19 protein-coding genes are annotated in these 19,190 nt (G+C 72.9%); 13 read left to right on the top strand and 6 right to left on the bottom strand.

From position 1 onward, the window contains the following. Nucleotides 1-108: 108 nt before the first annotated feature. The 7 genes from sucC to ACWEVN_RS15630 all read left to right on the top strand — a co-directional run bounded on the left by sucC (nt 109) and on the right by ACWEVN_RS15630 (nt 7,793). Complete coding sequence (gene sucC / locus ACWEVN_RS15660; protein ID WP_310967535.1) at nt 109-1,278, top strand: ADP-forming succinate--CoA ligase subunit beta; 1,170 nt, start codon at nt 109-111, stop codon at nt 1,276-1,278. 1 nt (nt 1,279) lies between these two features. Then, entirely contained in the window at nt 1,280-2,170 is an 891-nt protein-coding gene (sucD, locus tag ACWEVN_RS15655) for a succinate--CoA ligase subunit alpha (RefSeq protein WP_310967533.1), read from the top strand. A gap of 210 nt (nt 2,171-2,380) precedes the next feature. Next, nucleotides 2,381-3,160 carry a DUF5336 domain-containing protein gene (locus tag ACWEVN_RS15650; RefSeq protein ID WP_449685122.1) on the top strand — a complete coding sequence of 260 codons (780 nt, stop codon included), beginning with the start codon at nt 2,381-2,383 and terminating at the stop codon, nt 3,158-3,160. A gap of 136 nt (nt 3,161-3,296) precedes the next feature. Continuing rightward, nucleotides 3,297-4,751 carry a cell division protein PerM gene (locus ACWEVN_RS15645; protein ID WP_452051692.1) on the top strand — a complete coding sequence of 485 codons (1,455 nt, stop codon included), beginning with the start codon at nt 3,297-3,299 and terminating at the stop codon, nt 4,749-4,751. A gap of 77 nt (nt 4,752-4,828) precedes the next feature. Continuing rightward, nucleotides 4,829-5,446: a phosphoribosylglycinamide formyltransferase gene (purN, locus tag ACWEVN_RS15640; protein WP_310967530.1), complete on the top strand. Its 618-nt coding sequence runs from the start codon at nt 4,829-4,831 to the stop codon at nt 5,444-5,446. Continuing rightward, entirely contained in the window at nt 5,436-6,995 is a 1,560-nt protein-coding gene (gene purH / locus ACWEVN_RS15635) for a bifunctional phosphoribosylaminoimidazolecarboxamide formyltransferase/IMP cyclohydrolase (protein WP_452051691.1), read from the top strand. The genes purN and purH overlap by 11 nt, the downstream gene beginning before the upstream one ends. Before the next feature lie 27 nt (nt 6,996-7,022). Continuing rightward, on the top strand, nt 7,023-7,793 hold the full coding sequence (locus ACWEVN_RS15630) for a hypothetical protein (RefSeq protein WP_449685119.1): 771 nt from the start codon (nt 7,023-7,025) through the stop codon (nt 7,791-7,793). Here ACWEVN_RS15630 and ACWEVN_RS15625 read toward each other — a convergent pair. Together ACWEVN_RS15625 and ACWEVN_RS15620 are read right to left on the bottom strand one after the other, a co-directional pair. Continuing rightward, nucleotides 7,790-8,509: a hypothetical protein gene (locus tag ACWEVN_RS15625; RefSeq protein WP_452051690.1), complete on the bottom strand. Its 720-nt coding sequence runs from the start codon at nt 8,507-8,509 to the stop codon at nt 7,790-7,792. The two genes, ACWEVN_RS15630 and ACWEVN_RS15625, sit on opposite strands and share 4 nt — an antisense overlap. A gap of 46 nt (nt 8,510-8,555) precedes the next feature. Continuing rightward, nucleotides 8,556-9,044 (bottom strand): GNAT family N-acetyltransferase, encoded by a 489-nt coding sequence (locus tag ACWEVN_RS15620; protein ID WP_449685117.1) that lies wholly within the window; start codon nt 9,042-9,044, stop codon nt 8,556-8,558. A gap of 217 nt (nt 9,045-9,261) precedes the next feature. On the opposite strand from ACWEVN_RS15620, the gene ACWEVN_RS15615 reads away from it, so the two are divergent. The 4 genes from ACWEVN_RS15615 (at nt 9,262) to ACWEVN_RS15600 (ending at nt 15,849) form a co-directional block, all read left to right on the top strand. Further along, on the top strand, nt 9,262-9,954 hold the full coding sequence (locus ACWEVN_RS15615; RefSeq protein WP_452051689.1) for a hypothetical protein: 693 nt from the start codon (nt 9,262-9,264) through the stop codon (nt 9,952-9,954). Nucleotides 9,955-10,312: 358 nt separating this feature from the next. Next, entirely contained in the window at nt 10,313-11,920 is a 1,608-nt protein-coding gene (locus ACWEVN_RS15610) for a DNA polymerase Y family protein (protein WP_452051688.1), read from the top strand. Between the two features lie 2 nt (nt 11,921-11,922). Further along, nucleotides 11,923-12,543 (top strand): hypothetical protein, encoded by a 621-nt coding sequence (locus ACWEVN_RS15605; RefSeq protein ID WP_452051687.1) that lies wholly within the window; start codon nt 11,923-11,925, stop codon nt 12,541-12,543. After that, on the top strand, nt 12,544-15,849 hold the full coding sequence (locus ACWEVN_RS15600) for an error-prone DNA polymerase (protein ID WP_452051686.1): 3,306 nt from the start codon (nt 12,544-12,546) through the stop codon (nt 15,847-15,849). Here ACWEVN_RS15600 and ACWEVN_RS15595 read toward each other — a convergent pair. Genes ACWEVN_RS15595 through ACWEVN_RS15585 form a run of 3 tightly spaced genes read right to left on the bottom strand, consistent with a single transcriptional unit; the run spans nt 15,832 to nt 17,823 of the window. Next, nucleotides 15,832-16,569: a class I SAM-dependent methyltransferase gene (locus ACWEVN_RS15595; RefSeq protein WP_452051685.1), complete on the bottom strand. Its 738-nt coding sequence runs from the start codon at nt 16,567-16,569 to the stop codon at nt 15,832-15,834. The genes ACWEVN_RS15600 and ACWEVN_RS15595 overlap by 18 nt on opposite strands. Before the next feature lie 32 nt (nt 16,570-16,601). Further along, nucleotides 16,602-17,033 (bottom strand): acyl-CoA thioesterase, encoded by a 432-nt coding sequence (locus ACWEVN_RS15590; protein WP_449677455.1) that lies wholly within the window; start codon nt 17,031-17,033, stop codon nt 16,602-16,604. After that, nucleotides 16,999-17,823 (bottom strand): helix-turn-helix domain-containing protein, encoded by an 825-nt coding sequence (locus tag ACWEVN_RS15585; RefSeq protein WP_452051684.1) that lies wholly within the window; start codon nt 17,821-17,823, stop codon nt 16,999-17,001. The genes ACWEVN_RS15590 and ACWEVN_RS15585 overlap by 35 nt, the downstream gene beginning before the upstream one ends. Before the next feature lie 39 nt (nt 17,824-17,862). On the opposite strand from ACWEVN_RS15585, the gene ACWEVN_RS15580 reads away from it, so the two are divergent. Next, nucleotides 17,863-18,045, top strand: coding sequence for a hypothetical protein (locus ACWEVN_RS15580; protein WP_452051683.1), 183 nt, complete (start codon nt 17,863-17,865; stop codon nt 18,043-18,045). Between the two features lie 24 nt (nt 18,046-18,069). Further along, the gene (locus ACWEVN_RS15575) at nt 18,070-18,657 is read left to right on the top strand and encodes a pentapeptide repeat-containing protein (RefSeq protein ID WP_449685108.1); all 588 of its coding nucleotides are present in this window, start codon (nt 18,070-18,072) and stop codon (nt 18,655-18,657) included. Nucleotides 18,658-18,698: 41 nt separating this feature from the next. On the opposite strand, the gene ACWEVN_RS15570 is transcribed toward ACWEVN_RS15575, so the two are convergent. Further along, nucleotides 18,699-19,190 (bottom strand): TNT domain-containing protein (locus ACWEVN_RS15570; RefSeq protein WP_452051682.1); only part of this gene is annotated, 492 nt, incomplete at its 5' end.

The following is a 19,190-nucleotide window of genomic DNA, read 5'->3' as shown; positions in this document are numbered from 1 at the left end:
CCAGGTGCGGAGTCCCCTGCGTCTGCGCAGGTCGCTAACCTCGACTGGTCCGACAGCGCGGTCCGGCAACGGACCACCACAGTGGCGTGTCGTCAGGAGACTGGAGTAGTGGACCTCTACGAGTACCAGGCGAGGGATCTCTTCGCCGCCCACGGAGTACCGGTTCTGCCGGGCTCGGTGGCTAGCACCCCCGAAGAAGCCAAGACCGCCGCGGAGCAGATCGGCAACCAGGTCGTCGTCAAGGCGCAGGTGAAGGTCGGCGGCCGCGGGAAGGCGGGCGGCGTCAAGCTGGCCCAGACGCCGGACGAGGCGAAGGAGAAGGCGGAAGCGATCCTCGGCCTCGACATCAAGGGCCACATCACGCGTCGCGTGCTGGTGGCCGAAGCCTCGGACATCGCGTCCGAGTACTACTTCTCCTTCCTGCTGGACCGCGCGAACCGCACGTTCCTGGCGATGGCGTCCTCCGAGGGCGGCATGGAGATCGAGCAGCTCGCGGTCGAGCGCCCCGAAGCGCTCGCGAAGATCCCGGTCGACGCGATCGCCGGTGTCGACAAGGCGAAGGCGCTCGAGATCCTGAAGGCCGGCAACTTCCCGGCCGACATCATCGACGAGGCCGCCGACGTCGTGGTGAAGCTCTGGGAGACCTTCGTCTCCGAGGACGCCACCCTGGTCGAGGTCAACCCGCTGGTCCGCGACCCGCAGGACAAGATCATCGCCCTCGACGGCAAGGTCACCCTCGACGAGAACGCCGACTTCCGCCAGCCGGGCCACGAGGCCCTGGTGGACAAGGACGCCGAGAACCCGCTCGAGGCGAAGGCCAAGGCCAAGAACCTCAACTACGTCAAGCTCGACGGCCAGGTCGGCATCATCGGCAACGGCGCGGGCCTGGTCATGTCCACTTTGGACGTCGTGGCCTACGCGGGTGAGAAGCACGGCGGCGTGAAGCCGGCGAACTTCCTCGACATCGGCGGCGGCGCGTCGGCCGAGGTCATGGCGGCCGGGCTGGACGTCATCCTCAACGACACCGACGTCAAGAGCGTCTTCGTCAACGTCTTCGGCGGCATCACCGCCTGCGACGCGGTGGCGAACGGCATCGTCGAGGCCCTGAAGATCCTGGGCGACGAGGCCACCAAGCCGCTGGTCGTCCGCCTGGACGGCAACAACGTCGTCGAGGGTCGCCAGATCCTGGCCGACGCGAACCACCCGCTGGTCACCGTGGTGGACACAATGGACAACGCGGCCGACAAGGCTGCCGAGCTCGCCGCGGCAGGTGCGTGAGATGTCGATCTTCCTGAACGAGAACAGCAAGGTCATCGTCCAGGGGCTCACCGGCTCCGAGGGCATGAAGCACGCCACCAAGATGCTGAAGTCCGGCACGAACATCGTGGGCGGCGTCAACGCCCGCAAGGCCGGCCAGACCGTCACCATCGAGGGCAAGGACCTCAAGGTCTTCGGCACCGTCGAAGAGGCCATCAAGGAGACCGGCGCCGACGTGTCGGTCATCTTCGTGCCGCCGAAGTTCGCCAAGGACGCGGTCATCGAGGCGATCGACGCCGAGATCCCGCTCGCCGTGGTGATCACCGAGGGCATCCCGGTGCACGACTCGGCCTACTTCTGGGCCCACGCCGTCGCCAAGGGCGGCACCACCCGGATCATCGGCCCGAACTGCCCCGGCGTGATCAGCCCGGGCAAGTCGAACGCCGGCATCATCCCGGCCGACATCACCGGCCCCGGCTCCATCGGCCTCGTGTCGAAGTCCGGCACGCTGACCTACCAGATGATGTACGAGCTGCGGGACATCGGCTTCTCGACCGCGGTCGGCATCGGCGGTGACCCGATCATCGGCACCACGCACATCGACGCCCTCGAGGCGTTCGAGGCCGACCCCGAGACCAAGGTCATCGTGATGATCGGCGAGATCGGCGGCGACGCCGAAGAGCGCGCCGCGGCCTACATCAAGGAGAACGTGACGAAGCCGGTCGTCGGCTACGTCGCGGGCTTCACCGCGCCCGAGGGCAAGACCATGGGCCACGCCGGCGCCATCGTCTCCGGCTCCTCCGGCACGGCTGCCGCGAAGAAGGAGGCCCTGGAGGCCGCCGGCGTCAAGGTCGGCAAGACCCCGAGCGAGACCGCCGTCCTCGCACGTGAGCTGTACAACAACCTGGGCTGAGCCCGGGAAAGTAACTCCTGGTAGGACCGGCCACCCGTGTGGGTGGCCGGTCCTCCTTCGTTCCGGTAGGAAACCGGGCGAGGTATTCACACGTCTGGTGGGCTGGCGGCCGCGGAGTGCGCTAGCGTTCTGCGCACACCAGCCGCCTCGTCTTTCCCCGGGCGCCCGTGCGCGCCCGGGGTGCCGGTCGAACCGACAGGAGTGCATCCGATGACCTTCCCCAGCGGTGGGCCCGGCTACCCCCAGCAGGGTGGCGGCCAGCAGCCCCCCGGACCGCCGTCCAGTGGCTTCCCGGCGCAGCAGCAGCCGCCGCACTCGCACCAGGCGTCCGCCGGTGGCGCGGGCCTGCCGCAGAACCTGCCGCTGCTGCTCGCCCTGGTCGTCGCCGGCCTCGGCCTCGTGCAGTACTTCCTCGGCTTCTCCGACAACGGCGAAGTCGGCCTCGGCGGGACGTTCCTGCTCGGCGGCGGCCTGCTCGCCGGGATGACCGCGCTGCCCAAGGGCCCGAAGACGCTGCCGTTCGCGGCGCTGTTCAGCGTCCTCGGCGCGCTCGAGGTCCTGGACACCCTGGTCGGGATGCAGACCTCGCCCGGCATCGTCACCGTCATCCTGATCCTGGGCATCCTGCAGATGCTCGCCGCGGTCGCCGCGCTGCTGATCGCGCACGACGTCATCAAGCCGCCGGCGCCGAAGCCCGCCGCGCCCTCCTACGGCGGCCAGTACGGCCAGCCGGGCCAGCAGCAGTACGGCCAGCAGGGCCAGCCCGGCCAGCAGTTCGGCCAGCAGGGCCACGGCCCGGTCGCCCCGACCGGGGAGCCGTCGGCGCCGTTCTCGCAGCCGGGCCAGTACGGCTCGCCCAACCCGCCGTCGACCACCCCGCCGCCGGGCCAGCAGGCCACCACTTACGCCCCGCAGCAGGGCTCGTTCTTCCAGCAGCCGCCGCCGGAGAACCCGGGCACGCCGCCCGGCGGCTTCGGCAAGTCGAACTGACGCAGCCCCACCCCGGACACCCGCTGTGACGCTCCGTGTCACAGCGGGTGTTTCGCGTCCGGGGCTACCCGACCGGGTGAGCTCCCGCGCCCGGCGGCGGCGTGGCTCTCCCGAACGGAGCAGCCCGGATGTCAGGGTGCGGATCATGGACCTGCTCACCGAAGAACCCCACCCGCCGGGTGACGAGGTGGGCGCACCCGAACCCGTCCGCGTGTCCCGGGTGCGGGTGCTGCTGGCCGCCGCCCTCGGCCCGCTGGTCACCGGCTACGCCGCCGTCGCGACCGTGCTGACCCTCGTCGCCCTCACCGCCGGCCGCGCCGCCTTTTCCGACACCGGTGTGCTGCTCGCCGCCGGCCCCGGCTGGCTCGCCGCGCACCAGGTGCGCCTCGGCATCGCCGGCCACCCGCTCGGGATGCTCCCGCTACTGCCGACGCTGGGCGCGGTCGCGCTGGCCGCGCGGACGGCGTCCGGCGCCGCCCGCCGCCTCGGCTGCCGGTCGTTCCGGGAAGCCCAGCCGGTGCTGCTCACGATCACCGGCGCGCACGCGGTGTTCGGGCTCGTCATCGCCTTCTGCGCGCAAGGCTCGTCGGTGACGGCGAACCCCTTCGCCGCCTTCGTGGTCCCCGGCCTGCTCGCCGGAGCGGCCTCGGCCGCCGGCATCACCCGTTCGTGCGGGCTGCCGGACGCCGTCGCGGACCGCCTCGACCCGCTCGCGCTGCGCGGGCTGCGCGTCGGCGCGATGAGCCTGGCCGTCCTGGTGGCCTGCGGTGCCGCCGTCTTCACCGTCGCGACCGCGCTGTCGTGGGCGACGGTGTCCGACACGTACGAACCCGGGCTCGGCACCAGTTCCGGGCTCTTCCTGCTCTCGCTGCTGTATCTGCCCAACGCCGTGACGGCCGCGCTGTCCTTCGTCACCGGGCCCGGGTTCTCGATCGGGCCGCTCACCGTCGGCATGTTCGGCTACCGCGGCGGCGCCGTACCCGCCGTCCCGCTGCTCGGCGGGCTGCCCGAGCACCACGCGGCCTGGTGGCCGGCGCTGCTGGTGCTGCCCGCCGCGGCCGGCGCGCTGGCCGGCTGGTCGCTCCGCAAGGTGGACGCCGATCCGGCGCAGCGCATCCGCGCGGTCGCGGTCGCCGGAGCCGTCGTCGCGCTCGGCTGCGTCGTGCTGGGCACGCTCGCCGGCGGACGGCTCGGCGACGGCCCGTTCGACCCGGTGAGCGTCCCCGTCGGCGTCGCCTCGGTCGTCGCGTTCTGCTGGATCGTCATCCCGGGATCGTTCGTCGCGTTTTTCGCCGGCGAGCACGAGCCGCCCGCTCCGCCGCCCGAAGCGCTCGAAGACAACGAAGCCTTCCAGGACGCCGACGACATCGACCCCGAGGAAGCGTCCGAAGCCGTCGAGGAACTCGAAGCAGCCGGAGAGCCGTCCGAAGAGGACGACGAGTTTTCCGCCGAGGACGCCGAATTCGAAGCCGAGGCCGACGCCGAACTCGGCCTCGACGAACCCGCCGAAACCGCTCCCGGCCCGGACGAGGCTGTGACCGGAGGCACCGAGACCTGCGGCGACGTCGAGCCGGACGAGGGCGACCGTTAGGGTTTACGTGACCTGGTGAAGCGCCGTGCGCCCGGCTGCGCACCGCCCGCGGCAAGGAGCCCGCTCTGTCTCAACGGTTGGAGCTGCCCACCCCGGTGAAGCTCGTCGTGCTCGCGTCGGGCTCCGGCACCCTCCTGCAGGCGGTGCTGGACGCCACCGGCCGGTCCGGCTTCCCGGCCAAGGTCGTCGCCGTCGGCGCCGACCGCACCGGCATCGAAGCCCTCACCCGCGCCGAGCGCCTGAGCATCCCGTCCTTCACCGTCCGCGTCGCCGACCACCCCGACCGCGCCGCGTGGGACAAGGCGCTGACCGAGGCCGTCGCGGCGTACCGGCCCGACCTCGTGGTCTCGGCCGGGTTCATGAAGATCCTCGGCGAGCAGTTTCTCGGCCGCTTCACGGTGATCAACACGCACCCCGCGCTGCTCCCGTCCTTCCCCGGGATGCACGCGGTCCGCGACGCCCTCGAAGCCGGCGTCAAGGTCACCGGCTCGACCGTGCACTTCGCGGACGCCGGGGTCGACACCGGGCCGATCATCGCCCAGGAAGCGGTCGTCGTGGAGCACGACGACGACGAAGACGTCCTGCACGAACGGATCAAGGCCGTCGAACGCAGGCTGCTGGTGGAAACGATCGAGCGACTCGGCCGCGGTGGCTGCACCGTGGACGGACGAAAGGTGACATTTCGTGAGCACTGACCTGGGACGGCGCCCGGTCCGCCGGGCGCTGATCGGCGTCTCGGACAAGGCGGGCCTCCTGGACCTCGCGACCGGCCTGCACGCGGCCGGCGTCGAGATCGTCTCCACCGGCGGGACGGCGAAGGCCATCGCCGACGCCGGTGTCCCGGTCACGCCGGTCGAGCAGGTCACCGGCTTCCCGGAGTCGCTGGACGGCCGCGTCAAGACGCTGCACCCGAACGTGCACGCCGGGCTCCTGGCCGACCAGGGCAACCCCGACCACGTCGAGCAGCTGCGGAAGCTGGACATCGCGGCGTTCGACCTGCTGGTGGTGAACCTGTACCCGTTCGCGCAGACGGTCGCGTCCGGCGCGAGCCCCGAGGACTGCGTCGAGAACATCGACATCGGCGGCCCGGCGATGGTCCGCGCGGCGGCGAAGAACCACGGCAGCGTCGCGGTCGTCGTCGACCCGGCGAGCTACAGCTGGGTGCTCGAGCGCGTCGCCGACGGCGGCTTCGAGTTCGAAGACCGCAAGCGCCTCGCGGCCCGGGCGTACGCGCACACGGCGGCGTACGACACGGCTGTCGCTTCGTGGTTCGCCAGCGCGTACGCGCCCGCGGACGACGCCGGCTTCCCGGACTTCCTCGGCGCCACCTGGGAACGCGCCGACGTCCTGCGCTACGGCGAGAACCCGCACCAGAAGGCCGCGCTCTACAAGAGCCAGAACCCGGGCCTGGCGCACGCCGAGCAGCTGCACGGCAAGGCCATGTCCTACAACAACTACGTCGACACCGACGCCGCCCGCCGCGCCGCGTACGACTTCGCCGAGCCCGCCGTCGCGATCATCAAGCACGCCAACCCGTGCGGCATCGCGATCGGCGCGGACATCGCCGAGGCGCACCGCAAGGCCCACGCCTGCGACCCGGTCTCGGCCTACGGCGGCGTCATCGCGACGAACCGGCCGGTCAGCCGCGAGGCCGCCGAGCAGATCGCCGAGGTCTTCACCGAGGTCGTGCTGGCCCCCGACTTCGACGCCGAAGCCCTGGAAATCCTGCAGCGCAAGAAGAACATCCGCCTGCTGAAGCTGCCGGCGGCCCCGGCGTTCCCGGTCGAGTTCCGCCCGATCTCCGGCGGCGTCCTGCTGCAGACGGCCGACGCGATCGACGCCGACGGCGACGACCCGGCGAACTGGACGCTCGCCACCGGCACCGCGGCCGACGAGCAGACCCTGCGCGACCTCGAGTTCGCGTGGCGTTCGCTGCGCGCGGTCAAGTCCAACGCGATCCTGCTGGCCGCCGACGGCGCGACCGTCGGCGTCGGCATGGGCCAGGTCAACCGGGTCGACTCGTCGCGGCTGGCGGTCTCGCGGGCCGGCGATCGGGCCAAGGGCTCGGTCGGCGCGTCGGACGCGTTCTTCCCGTTCCCGGACGGCCTGGAGGTGCTGGTCGAGGCGGGTGTCCGCGCGATCGTGCAGCCCGGCGGCTCGGTCCGCGACGCCGAAGTCATCGCGGCCGCGGAAAAGGCGGGCGTCACGATGTACCTGACGGGGACGCGCCACTTCGCGCACTGACCCCCGCGCTTCGAGAGGGAGGGCTCGATGCAGCAACCGCCGTACGGCCACGGTCAGCAGGGGTACCCGGGCTATCCGCAGCAGCAGCCCGGGTACCCGCAGCAGCCCGGGTACCCGCCCCCGCAGGGCTATCCACCGCAGGGCTACCCGCCTGGCTACCCGCTCGCGGGGTACGGGGCGCCGGTGCCGCCGCCGAAGAAGAAGCGGACGGGGCTGGTCTTCGGCATCATCGGCGGCGTCGTCGTGCTGCTCGGCGCGGGCATCCCGCTGAGCATCGTGGCGAGCGACTACTACGCGAGCACCGGCGCGGCGCCGTCGTCGTCGCCGGTGCCCGCCGAGTGCCAGGTCCCGGCGCCGGTGCTGGAGAAGGCGGGCTTCCCGAGCTTCGTCCTGGCCGGTCAGGGCACCGAGGACCTGCCGGGCATCAAGCAGCAGGGCTGCAGCTGGAAGCCGGGGCCGGACGAGAACGTCCGCGACGCCACCATGCACGTCCAGATCACCCGGTACTCCGGGGAGAGCGCGCGCGAGCAGGCGAACGACCTGTTCACGCCGAAGGCGCCGCCGATCCCGCCGACGGAGGTGCGCGGCCTCGGCGACAAGGCCCTGCTGGTCCGGCTGGCCACCGACAGCGCGTTCAGCGGCTCCGAGCTGCACGTCCTGAAGGGCACGACCGTCGTCGTCCTCGAGGTGTCCGGCTGGGACAAGGGGTTCTTCTCGAACTCGCCGATGCCGCAGCAGGAAACCGACGCCGCCGTGCAGGCGGTCGGCGCGGAGATCGTCAAGAAGCTGGCGCGCTAGGCGGGCGCGGGCAGCGCCTTGCAGAGCGCGACCGGGAACTTCGGTGCGGCCGCCAGGAGCTCCGCGCAGCCGGCGGAGTGCGCCTGCGCGAACGACGTCCACCCCGCGTCGCTCCAGCGGAAAGCGCTGCGGGCGCCCGCGAGGTCGACGATCAGCCACGACGGGTCGCAGGCGCGGGTGGTGCCCGGGCCCGCGGCGCCGGCGGCGGACACCGCGGCGCCGATCCACGCGGGGTCGCAGTGGTCGGCGGGCGGGGCGCAGGCGCCCTGGCGGTCGCAGTGGCCCCAGCCCGCGCCGAGCTTGTGCCAGGCGTTGCCGGTGTCGGCGTTGAGGATGACCGTCCGGTCCGCGATCGGGTCCGCCGTCGTCAGCGGGACCTCCGCGGGCACCTTGTCCTGGCAGCCGCCCGCCGCGGGGCGCGTCGAGTAGACGACGTCGGCGCGGATGTCGGTCTTCGCCTCCACGACCTGTTCGATCCGCGGCTCGCGGACGCAGCCGGGGTCCTTGCCGGGCAGCGCGACCTGCACGAACAGGCTGTGGTCGTCCGAGCCGGGGCGGATCCCGGTGACGTCGGCGCGGAACGAGCGCCACTCCGCGCCGATGGTCGTCGGCGCCGGGGCCGCGGCCGTGGCGCCGGGCACCCCGCAGGCCGCCGTTCCCACCGCCACCAGCACGCCGACGACCGCCAGGATCGGCCGTCTCAGCGGTCCTGTCATCGCCACCCCCCGAAGTCCACCGGGGAATCTAGCCGACGCCGCAGCGTCAGGCGGCCGGACCGGGTTTTTCGCTGAGGGTGACGTCCTTTTCCAGGTAGACCGCGTCGCGGATGTGGCCATCGGCGGCGGGCGCGTCGGTGAGCCGGTAGCCGGCCCGCTGGTACATGGCGATGTTGCGAGCGCTGCGCGCCCCGGTGAAGAGGACGAACCGGCGGGCTTCGGCGGGCGCGTGCGCTTCGGCGTGGGCGAGCAGCCGGCGGCCCAGCCCGCGCCCGGCGAGGTCCGGGGCGACCATCAGCCTGCCGAGTTCCCAGCGGTCGCCCTCGAGCCGGGCGCGCACGGCGCCGATCAGCCGGTGGTCCTGCCGGAGCACCCACACCGACCAGGTCTTGGTCCAGTCGCGCACGTCTTCGAGGGTTTCGTGCAGCGCGGGGATGTCGAGGGTGTCGTTGAGGACGGCCTCCTGGACCCAGCAACAGCGTTGCAGGACCAGCAGTTCCGGGACGTCTTCGGGGCGGGCGTCGGTGAGCTCCACGCCGCCTGTCTAGCGATCGGCGGGTGGGCGGGCAACTGCATTAGGTCCCCACTAGTGGGTGACTTGACACCTCGGGTGGTTCGCGGTTGACTGAAGTACGTCGAACAGATGTTCGACACGAAACCGCCGCCTTCCCCGCGGCGAACCAGTGCCGTCGGTCGCGTTTTTGGGAGAGGCTCGGCCGCCGGCACCAGTCCGTGGTGGGGAGGTGCGTGCGGTGACCGCTGTGGTGGAGCCGCCGGTGGCCCGGCTGGCGGCCCTGCCCGGGGTCAGCACGGCGAGCCGGGTGGCGGCCCAGGCCGAGCGGGCCAGGGCGACGGGAAGGGTGCTCCCGGTCGTCCCGGCGCTGGCCGGGCTGCTGCCCGACACCGGGCTCCGGCGCGGGAGCACGGTGGCGGTCCACGGGGGCACATCGCTGCTGCTCGCCCTCCTCGCCGCGGCCACGGAAGCGGGTTCGTGGGCCGCGGTGGTCGGCATGCCCTCCCTGGGTGTGGCGGCGGCCGCCGAGTACGGCGTGGACGTGCGCCGGCTGGCGCTGGTCCCGCGTCCGGGCGCGGAGCTCCCGGCGGTGGTCGCGGCCTTGCTGGACGGCGTGGACCTGGTGGCGGTCCAGCCGGAGACGGTCCTGCCGGCGGTGGCCCGGAGGCTGTCGGCCCGAGCCCGCCACCGCGGCGCGGTCCTGCTGGCCGCGGGAGCGTGGCCCGCGGCGGACGTGGAGCTCTCGTGCCGCCGCGCGGCCTGGTCCGGCCCCTCGGTCGGGTACGGACACCTCGAGTCGCGCCGGGTGCAGGTCCGGTCCCACGGCCGCGGCGCGGCCGCCCGCCCCCTGACGGCCACCTTCGACCTCCCACCCGCCACCGCCCACCCCGCCCCCTCGTCTTGCCCTGCACTCGACGAGGCCACGGCATGAACCCCACCCGCCCACCCACCCACCTGTGTCGGCTCCCCAGCCACGTGTGTCGGCTCCTGAGTCACGAGCGTTGCCCCCTCAATCACGCGAGATGCCTCGCCGATCACGCGTGTGGCCCCTCCGGTCACACGAGATCCGCACCCAATCACGCGAGTCCCGGCCCCAATCACGCGAGCTACGACCCCCATCACGCGAGTCCCGGCCCCAATCACGCGAGATCGGCTCACGCGAGCCGCCCACTCGCCCACGAGAGCCGACCGGCCGGGCGCCCGCGCCCACGCGCGATCCGGCCCCTTGCCCACGCGCGCTCGCCACACCGCCACCAGCGTCGGGGCGGCGGCCGGATCCGGGAGGCCGCATGACCGTCCCGGCCCAGCGCACCACCCCCGACATCCCCACCCGGATGCTCGTCCTGTGGTGCCCGGACTGGCCCGCCGTCGCGGCCGCCGCCGTTGGTGGGGTGGCCGCCGACCTGCCCGTCGGCGTCTTCACCGCCAACCGGGTCGTCGCCTGCAACGCCGTCGCGCGGCGCAGCGGCGTCCGGCGGGGGATGCGGCGGCGGGATGCCCAGTCGAACTGTCCGGAGCTCGCCGTCTTCGCCGCCGACGACGGCCGGGACGCCCGCCTGTTCGAAGCCGTCGCGCAGGCGGTCGAGGGGCTCGTCGTCGGGGTCGAGGTCGTGCGGCCCGGCCTGGTGGCCGTCCCCGTCGACGGTGCCGCCGGCTACTTCGGCGGGGAACACGCGCTCGTCGAACGGCTTCTCGACGAGGTCGCCGCCGCGGCCGGGGTCGAGTGCCAGGTCGGCGTCGCCGATGGGCTCTTCGCCGCGACGCTCGCCGCGCGGTGCGGTGAGTTCGTCGAACGCGGGCACGCTGCCGACTTCCTCGCGACGCTGCCGGTCACCGAACTCGACCAACCCGGAGCCGACCGTGGGGAGCTCGTCGACCTGCTGCGCCGCCTCGGGCTGAAGACGCTCGGCGCGTTCGCCGCTCTGCCGGAACGTGACGTCGCCAACCGCTTCGGTGCGGGTGGCCTGCTCGCGCACCGGCTGGCGCGCGGCCGGTCCGAGCGGCCGCCGCTGCGTCGGCGGCCCCCGCCTGAACTGAGCCTCGCCGAGGAGTTCGACCCCGTGGTCGAGCGAGTCGACGTCGCGGCGTTCCTCGCCAAGGGGCTCGCGGCGCGGTTCTGCGCGGGCCTCGCCGCACACGGTCTCGCCTGCACCCGGCTCGGCATCTACGCGGTCACCGAAGAAGGCGAACACCTCGGCCGGGCGTGGCGGTGCGCCGAACCGCTGACCCCCGCCGGCGTCGCCGATCGCGTGCGCTGGCAGTTCGAAGGCTGGCTGCGCGCCGCGCCCGGGCAGCGTCCGACGTCCGGCGTCGTGCGGCTGCGGCTGGAACCCGAGGAGGTCGTCGAAGGGCGGTCGCTGCAGCTCGACCTGTGGCGCAACGGCGGTACCGACGAGGCGGACGAGCGAGCGGCCCGCGCGTTCGTGCGGGTCCAGGGCCTGCTCGGCCCCGAAGGCGTCCTCACCCCGGTGCTCGACGGCGGCCGCGACCCGGCGGGCCGAGTGCGGCTGGTGCCGTGGGGCGACCCCCGCGAGCGGACGACGCCACCGGACGCGACCTGGCCGGGACGCCTGCCGTCCCCATCCCCGGCGACGGTCCTCGCCCGGCCGGTCCCGGCGCAGGTCTTCGACGACGGCGGCCGCGCCGTCGGGATCACCGCGCGCGACCAGGTGACGTCCCCGCCGCGGCGGCTCAGCATCGCGGGCGGCGCGGGCCGGGAGGTCGTGGGCTGGGCGGGCCCTTGGCCCTTGACGGGTGACAGACGGCGGCCGGGTCCGCCCAGGGCGCGGCTGCAGCTGGTGCTGGCCGGCGAGGGGGAGGAGCCACCCGAAGCGGTGCTGGTGCACTGCGCAGGCACAGAAAATCCACTGTGGACGGTCGAGGGAGTGTACGACTGAGCATGGACGAGGACTACGCACGAAAGCTGCGCGACTGGCTGCGAGCCGAGCCCGGGCCCACACCCCGAGGGGCCTCGGAGGAGCGCGAGTGGCTGCGCGAGATTCCCGAGCCGGCAACGGAAGAGCAGGCCGAAAGGTGGACGGTCCGCGGAGAACTCCCGCAGACCCCCGCCGACGACGACTGGGTCTGCCCGGTGATCGCCCTCCCGGTCCCGCGCCCGTCGCGGGAGAACGGCTGTCGCATCAGCGGGATCGAGCTCCACTGGACCCCGCCACGCCGCATCGGCGACGCCGAGGCTCGCTCCCGCTGGAGCCACTCGACGAACGCCGACCGCCGCGCCAGCGATGCCGACGCCCGCTCCCGGTGGAGCCACCCGAGCAACGCCGACCGCCGCGCCGACGCGAACCGCAGCGACGCCGAGGCCCGCTCCCGCTGGAACCACCCGACCAACGCCGACCATCGCGCCGAAGCGCCCGAAGCGACTCCCAACGCCGCCCCAGACAACGGCCGGCGCGCCCCCATGAGCGACGCCGAAGCCCGGTCCCGCTGGAACCACCCCAGCAGTTGGCACCGTCGCCGCCGGGCCGCCGAAGACCGGCGTGACCAGCCCGGGGGTCACTGAATGGGCTGGAACAACCCGCCCGTCCGCTGGAAGGATCTCGCCCGCACCCTCGCCGGCGGGCTGCCTGCCGGCGATCACGGCGACAGCCCCGCCTGGGGCCGGCGCCGGGAGGGCTACCGCCGTCCCGGCGACCTCCCCACCCGCCGGAACGACGATGGCGCCGAGGCCGTCCGCGTGCCCTACGCCGAGCTGCACTGCCACTCGAACTTCAGCTTCCTCGACGGCGCCAGCCACCCCGAAGAGCTCGTCGAAGAGGCCGCGCGGCTGGAGCTCGACGCCATCGCCCTCACCGATCACGACGGCATGTACGGCGTCGTGCGGTTTGCCGAGGCCGCTCGGGAGCTCGGGGTCGACACCGTCTTCGGCACCGAACTCAGCTTTGGCCTGCCCGGCCCGCAGAACGGCGTGCCCGACCCCGAAGGCGAGCACCTCCTGCTGCTCGCCCGCGGCGACCAGGGCTACCGCGCCCTCTGCCGCGCCATCACCGCCGGCCAGATCCACCACCGGGCCGAAAAGGGACGGCCCGTCTACGACCTCGGCGCGGTCGCCGAGGAGGTCGCCGGGCAGTGCGTGGTGCTGACGGGCTGCCGCAAAGGCGCGGTGCGCTCGGCCCTCGTCACGCACGGCCCGGCGGCCGCCGCCGAAAAGCTCGAGGAACTCGTCGACCGCTTCGGGCGCGACAACGTCTACGTCGAGCTCACCGACCACCGCCAGCCCCTGGACAGCACCCACAATGACCTCCTGACCCAGCTCGCCGACGAGCTGCACCTGCCCACCGTCGCCACCACCGCCGCCCACTACGCGCGGCCCGAACGCGCTCCGCTCGCCGACGCCCTCGCCGCCATCCGGGCCCGGCGGGGCATCGACGAACTCGAAGGCTGGCTGCCCGCCGCCGGGACGGCCTTCCTGCGCAGCGGCGCCGAAATGGACGTCCTGTTCCGGCGGTACCCCGGCGCGGTCCGGCGCAGCGCCCTGCTCGGCATGGAATGCGCGTTCCCGCTGAAGCTGATCGCCCCCGAACTGCCGCCCTTCGACGTCCCCGAGGGCCACACCGAAACGACCTATCTCCGGAAACTCACCCGAGAAGGCGCCGAGGAGCGCTTCAAGGGCAAGCCCCACAAGGAAAAGGCCAATCAGCAGATCGAGCACGAGCTGGCCATCATCGAAGAGCTCGGCTTCCCCGGCTACTTCCTGATCGTCTGGGACATCGTCCGGTTCTGCAACGACCACGACATCCTCTGCCAGGGCCGCGGCTCGGCCGCGAACTCGGCCGTCTGCTACGCGCTCGGCATCACCAAGGTCGACTCCGTCGCCTACGAACTCCTCTTCGAGCGCTTCCTCGCCCCGGACCGGGACGGCTACCCCGACATCGACCTCGACATCGAGTCCGACCGCCGCGAGGAGGCCATCCAGTACGTCTTCCGCAAGCACGGCCGGCTCCGAACCGCCCAGGTCGCGAACGTGATCACCTACCGCGCCCGGTCCGCCGTCCGCGACGCCGCCCGGGCCCTGGGCTACTCACCCGGGCAGCAGGACGCCTGGAGCAAGCAGATCGACCGCTGGGGTTCGCTGCAGAGCACCGAAAAGGACCACGACCACGACATCCCGGACGAGGTCGTGCAGCTCGCCTTCGCCCTGGAGGACTTCCCGCGGCACCTGGGCATCCACTCCGGCGGCATGGTCATGTGCGCCGAGCCGGTGAGCCAGGTCGTCCCGGTCGAATGGGCGCGGATGGAGAACCGCAGCGTCATCCAATGGGAGAAGGAAGACTGCGCGGCCGCGGGGCTGGTCAAGTTCGACCTGCTCGGCCTCGGCATGCTGTCCGCGCTGCACTACATGATCGACCTCGTCGAGGAGCACAAGGGCGAGAAGGTCGACCTCGCCGAGCTGGACCTCGCCGACGAGAAGGTCTACGACATGCTCTGCCGCGCCGACGCGATCGGCGTCTTCCAGGTGGAGAGCCGCGCCCAGCTGGCGACGCTGCCGCGGTTGCAGCCCCGCGAGTTCTACGACCTCGCCGTCGAAGTCGCGCTGATCCGGCCCGGGCCGATCCAGGGCGGCTCGGTGCACCCGTACATCCGCCGCAAGCAGGGCCGCGAGAAGTGGACGTACGACCACCACCTGCTGGAAAAGGCCCTGCACAAGACCAAAGGCGTGCCGCTGTTCCAGGAACAGATGATGCAGATCGCGCTGGACGTCGCGAACTTCACCGCGGCGGAGGCCGACCAGTTGCGGCACGCGATGGGGTCGAAGCGCTCGGACCGGAAGATGGACAGGCTGCGGCAGCGGTTCCTCGCGGGCGCGGCCGCGAACGGCGTCGAAGACGAGCTCGCCGAGAAGATCTTCTCGAAGCTCAAGGCGTTCGCGAACTTCGGCTTTCCGGAGAGCCACGCGCTGAGCTTCGCGCACCTCGTCTTTTCCAGCGCCTACTTCAAGCTCTACCACCCGGACGCGTTCCTGGCCGGCCTGCTGCGCGCCCAGCCGATGGGCTTCTACTCGCCGCAGTCGCTGGTCGCCGACGCGCGGCGCCACGACGTCACCGTGCACGGCCCGGACATCAACCGCAGCCTGCCGCACGCCACCCTGGAGGCGGGCACCGGGAAGTTCCACGACGTGCGCACCGGGCTGAGCACCGTCCGCAAGATCGGCGAGGACCTGGCGAAGCGGATCGTCGCCGAGCGCGCGGAAAACGGCGAGTACCGCGACATGGCCGACGTCGCCCGCCGCGTGCGGCTGACCACGCCGCAGATCGAGGCGCTGGCCACCGCGGGCGCGTTCGCCGGCTTCGGCGGGGATCGCCGCCAGGCGCTGTGGACCGCGGGCGCCGTCGCCGGCGAACGCCCGGACCGGCTGCCCGGCCTGCTCGGCGCCGCGGCCCCGGTGCTGCCGGGGATGGACGGGCTCGACGTCGCGGCGGCGGACGTCTGGGCCACCGGGGTGTCGCCGGACAGCTACCCGACCGAGTTCATCCGCGATCGCCTCGACGAGCTCGGCGTTGTCCCGGCGAGCGGCCTGGCGGACCTCGAAGACGGCGCCCGGGTGCTGATCGGCGGCGCGGTCACGCATCGGCAGCGCCCCGCGACGGCGGGCGGCGTCACCTTCCTCAACATCGAGGACGAAACGGGGATGGTCAACGTGATCTGCACGCTCGGCCTCTGGCAGCGCTACCACCGCGTCGCGCGCGGCAGCCCGGCGCTGCTGATCCGCGGGGTGGTGGAGAAGGCCGACGGCGTGGTCAGCGTCCTCGCCCACCGCGTCGAGCCGCTGCCGATGCGCATCAAGGCGAAGTCACGGGACTTCCGGTGAGGGGCGCCGGACGACCGTGATGATCTCCGGGCTCGGGCCGGTCACCGGTGTGCGGTCCCAGTCGCCGTACTGCTCGTCGACGACCAGCCCGGCCTCCTCGACGAACGCGTTCAGCGAAGGGACGTCGAGGAAGCGCAGCGTGCTCTCGCTGTACTTCGGCGCGTCCCAGTTCGGGCTCTCGTAGGTGGTCTTGAAGCTGACGTACCCGTTCTCGAACGGCCCGGCGTCGTTCCACGAGCGGACGTCCCCGGCCTTCCAGACGTGCGAAGGCGTCCAGCGCTCCCAGCCGCGGGCGGCCGGGTTGCGCGTCTCGAAGCCGAACCGGCCGCCCGGCTTCAGCGCGCGGTGGATCGCCGAGAACGCCGTCCGCAGCTCGTCCTCGGTCAGCAGCACCTGGAACGCGTGTCCGCTCATCACGGCGAAGTCGAACTCCCCGTCCCAGGACGCGGTCGACAAATCGCCGTGCACCCACTCGATGTCGGCCCGGCGGCGGGCCTGGATGAGCATGCCTTCGGCGGGGTCGAGGCCGACGAGCCGTCCGGTGTGGCCGGACTCGCGCGCCCAGTGCAGCAGCGAACCGGTGCCGCAGCCGACGTCCAGCACGGACTCCGCGGCCATGATCATCGGCAGGTAGAACGCGAAGTCACCGCTTGTCTCGCGCGGGTTCAGCGCGTCGTAGAGCGAGGCGAGGAAGGGATCGACGTAGTCGTGGTCCGGCATCCCCGCCACGGTAGTGGCCGGGCCGGGCAAGATCATCCGGTTTTCGGTGCCAGCCCCAGCAGTTCCGGGTGCACGGCCAGTTCCCGCCAGTACGAGCCGGGGTCGGCCAGCAGACGCCGGCGATCGAGGTCGAGCAGGCCGGACACGCTCGCGACTTCCGCGACGAGCGTGCCGTCCGGCGCGTGGAACTCCTGGGCCACCCGGGAGGTTTTCCCGTTGCCCCACCGGAATTCGCAGCTGACGTCGACTTCGCCGTACGGCGGCAGCTCGCGGTGGAACCGCACGGTCGTCTCCAGGTTGACCGGCCCGATCCGGCGCGCGGTCAGCCCGGCCGGGTCGATGCCGGCGGCCTGGAGGCACGCCCAGCGCGCGTGGTCGGCGTAGGCGAGGTAGGCCGGGCCGCGGACGTGGCCGTTGACGTCGATGTCGTCACAGCGCACCGGGATCGTGACGTGGAAGGTCATGCCCGCGATCGTGGCCCGGCGCCGCGGCCACCGTCTGGAACTTTTCGGCCACCCGCACCAGAGCGGCGGGCGAAGAGCCGGAGAGCCGCCGGCACTCGCGGCCGAGGTGGGACTGGTCGGCGTACCCGAGGTCGGCGGCGACCCGGGCCAGCGACGTCCGGTGCGCGGCGAGAGCGTCGAGCCGCCGCAGGAACCCCTGGAACCGCCGGACGCGCTGCAGGTGCTTCGGCCCGGCCCCGACGGAATGGACGAAGTGCCGCCGCAGCGCGCGCTCGCTGACGCCGAGCGCGTCGGCGACCTCCGCGGTCCGGGATGTCACGCCCAGCGCGCGGACCGCGGCGAGCACCCGCCGGTCCGGTGCCGCCCTCCGCCGGGCGACGAGCCGTTCGAGAACACCCCGCTGAATCCGCGGATCTCGTGACGCAGCAAGGATTTCTTCGGCTCGGCGGACATCCGGGCCCCAGAGGTCGCGCAAGGATGTCGAGCCCGCGGGCAGCTCCGGCATGGCCGTGCCGAGCACAGCGGCCGCGGCCCCGCACCGCAGCCGCACGCCGACCCGCGACGACGACGCCGGGACCCACAGCCGCAGCGGCGCCCCGACGGTGACGACGACCGTGAGCGCGGCGCCGTCCCAGACGAGGTCCGCGCACCCGTCGGGCAGCACGCGCAACGGCCGCGCCCAGCCGGTGCGCCCGTGCCAGCCGCAGGCGAGGACGTCCGCGAGCGCGGGTGGCGGCGCCACTTCGCGGTACACCGACCGCGCCGCCACCGGCCGCAGCGGAACTCCCATGGGACCAGTATGCAGCGGTCACAAGCACGACACGCCGGCTTGCTCGACTTCCTGAAGGCCGCCTTCGACGCCGAAGAACTCGGGCGGGTCGTCGGCGAGGACGGGAAGATCGGGCACGCCGAGGTGCGCATCGGCGACGCCGCGGTGATGGCGTTCGACTCGCCCGACGGCCTGCCCGAGTACGTCGAGGCGATGAACTACGTCCAGGGTGCGAAGCCCTGACCGCCGGTGTGGCACCCTGGGGCCGTGCTGGAGACGGGGGAGGACTACCGCGAAGCGGTGCTGTCCGGGCAGTGGTGGGAAAAGCGGCGGTTCACCGGCTGCGACTTCACCGGCGCGGACCTGAGCGGGCTGCGGACGCGCGGCTGCACGTTCGACGACTGCGTGTTCACCCGGGCCGACCTGTCACGGTCCCGGCACGACGCGTCCGCGTTCCGCTCCTGCACCTTCGACCGGACGGTGCTCGCCGAGAGCCGCTGGACGGCGTGCTCGCTGCTGGGCTCGTCGTTCACCGAGAGCGGGCTCTCCGGGATCGCGCTCACCGAGTGCGATCTCTCCCTCGCGTCGCTGGCGAAGGCGCGGCTGCGCAAGCTCGGGCTGTCGGGCCTGCGGCTGCGGGAGGCCAACCTGATGGAGGCCGATCTCTCCGGCGCCGACCTGCGCGGCAGCGACCTGACCGGCGCTCGCCTCCACGGCGCGAAGTTCGAGGGCGCCGACCTGCGTGGCGCGCGGCTCGACGCGAACGCCCTGGTCCAGGCCGACCTGAGGGGCGCGGAGGTCGACGTCGAAACGGCGATCGCCTTCGCCGCCGCGCACGGGCTCGTCGTCCGCTGAACCGGCGAAGGCCCCGGCAGCGCCGGGGCCTTCGCGGAAATTCAGTCGATCGGGGGTTCACCCGGGTCGAGCTCGATCAGATCGCCCTCGGCCACCAGCTCCTCGATCGACGCCGGCAACAGGTACGCCGACCCGCCGCCCGGCTGGTTGAACCACGGGATCGCGACGCCGGCCAGCGTCTCCAGCGGCCGCTGCACCCGGTAGACGTGGTACGGGCGGTTGACCCACTCCGGCACCAGCGACCGCTCGGCGAACGGCGTGCCCGCCGCGTACGTCAGGTTGCCGTTCGGGCCGCCGAAGCGGTCCAGCTCGCTTCCCGCGGGCAGCTCGCGCAGCTCCTTGCCGCGGAACAGCGTCAGCGGCGGCTCCCCGGCCATCGGGCCGATCGGCCACTGCTGCTGGCCACCGCCACCACCGCCGTTGACGGCCGGGCGGGCCGGTTCCTCCCGGCGCGGCGGCGCGGGCGGAGCGGCCGGGGCGGGCGGCGGCACCGGCAGGACCCCCTGCGGCACCGGGGCCAGGACGGTCGGCGC

The sequence above is a fragment of the Amycolatopsis sp. NPDC003861 genome, assembly GCF_053605405.1.
Note: the sequence above shows the minus strand (reverse complement) of the source record. Positions and strands in the feature narration are given on the sequence as shown.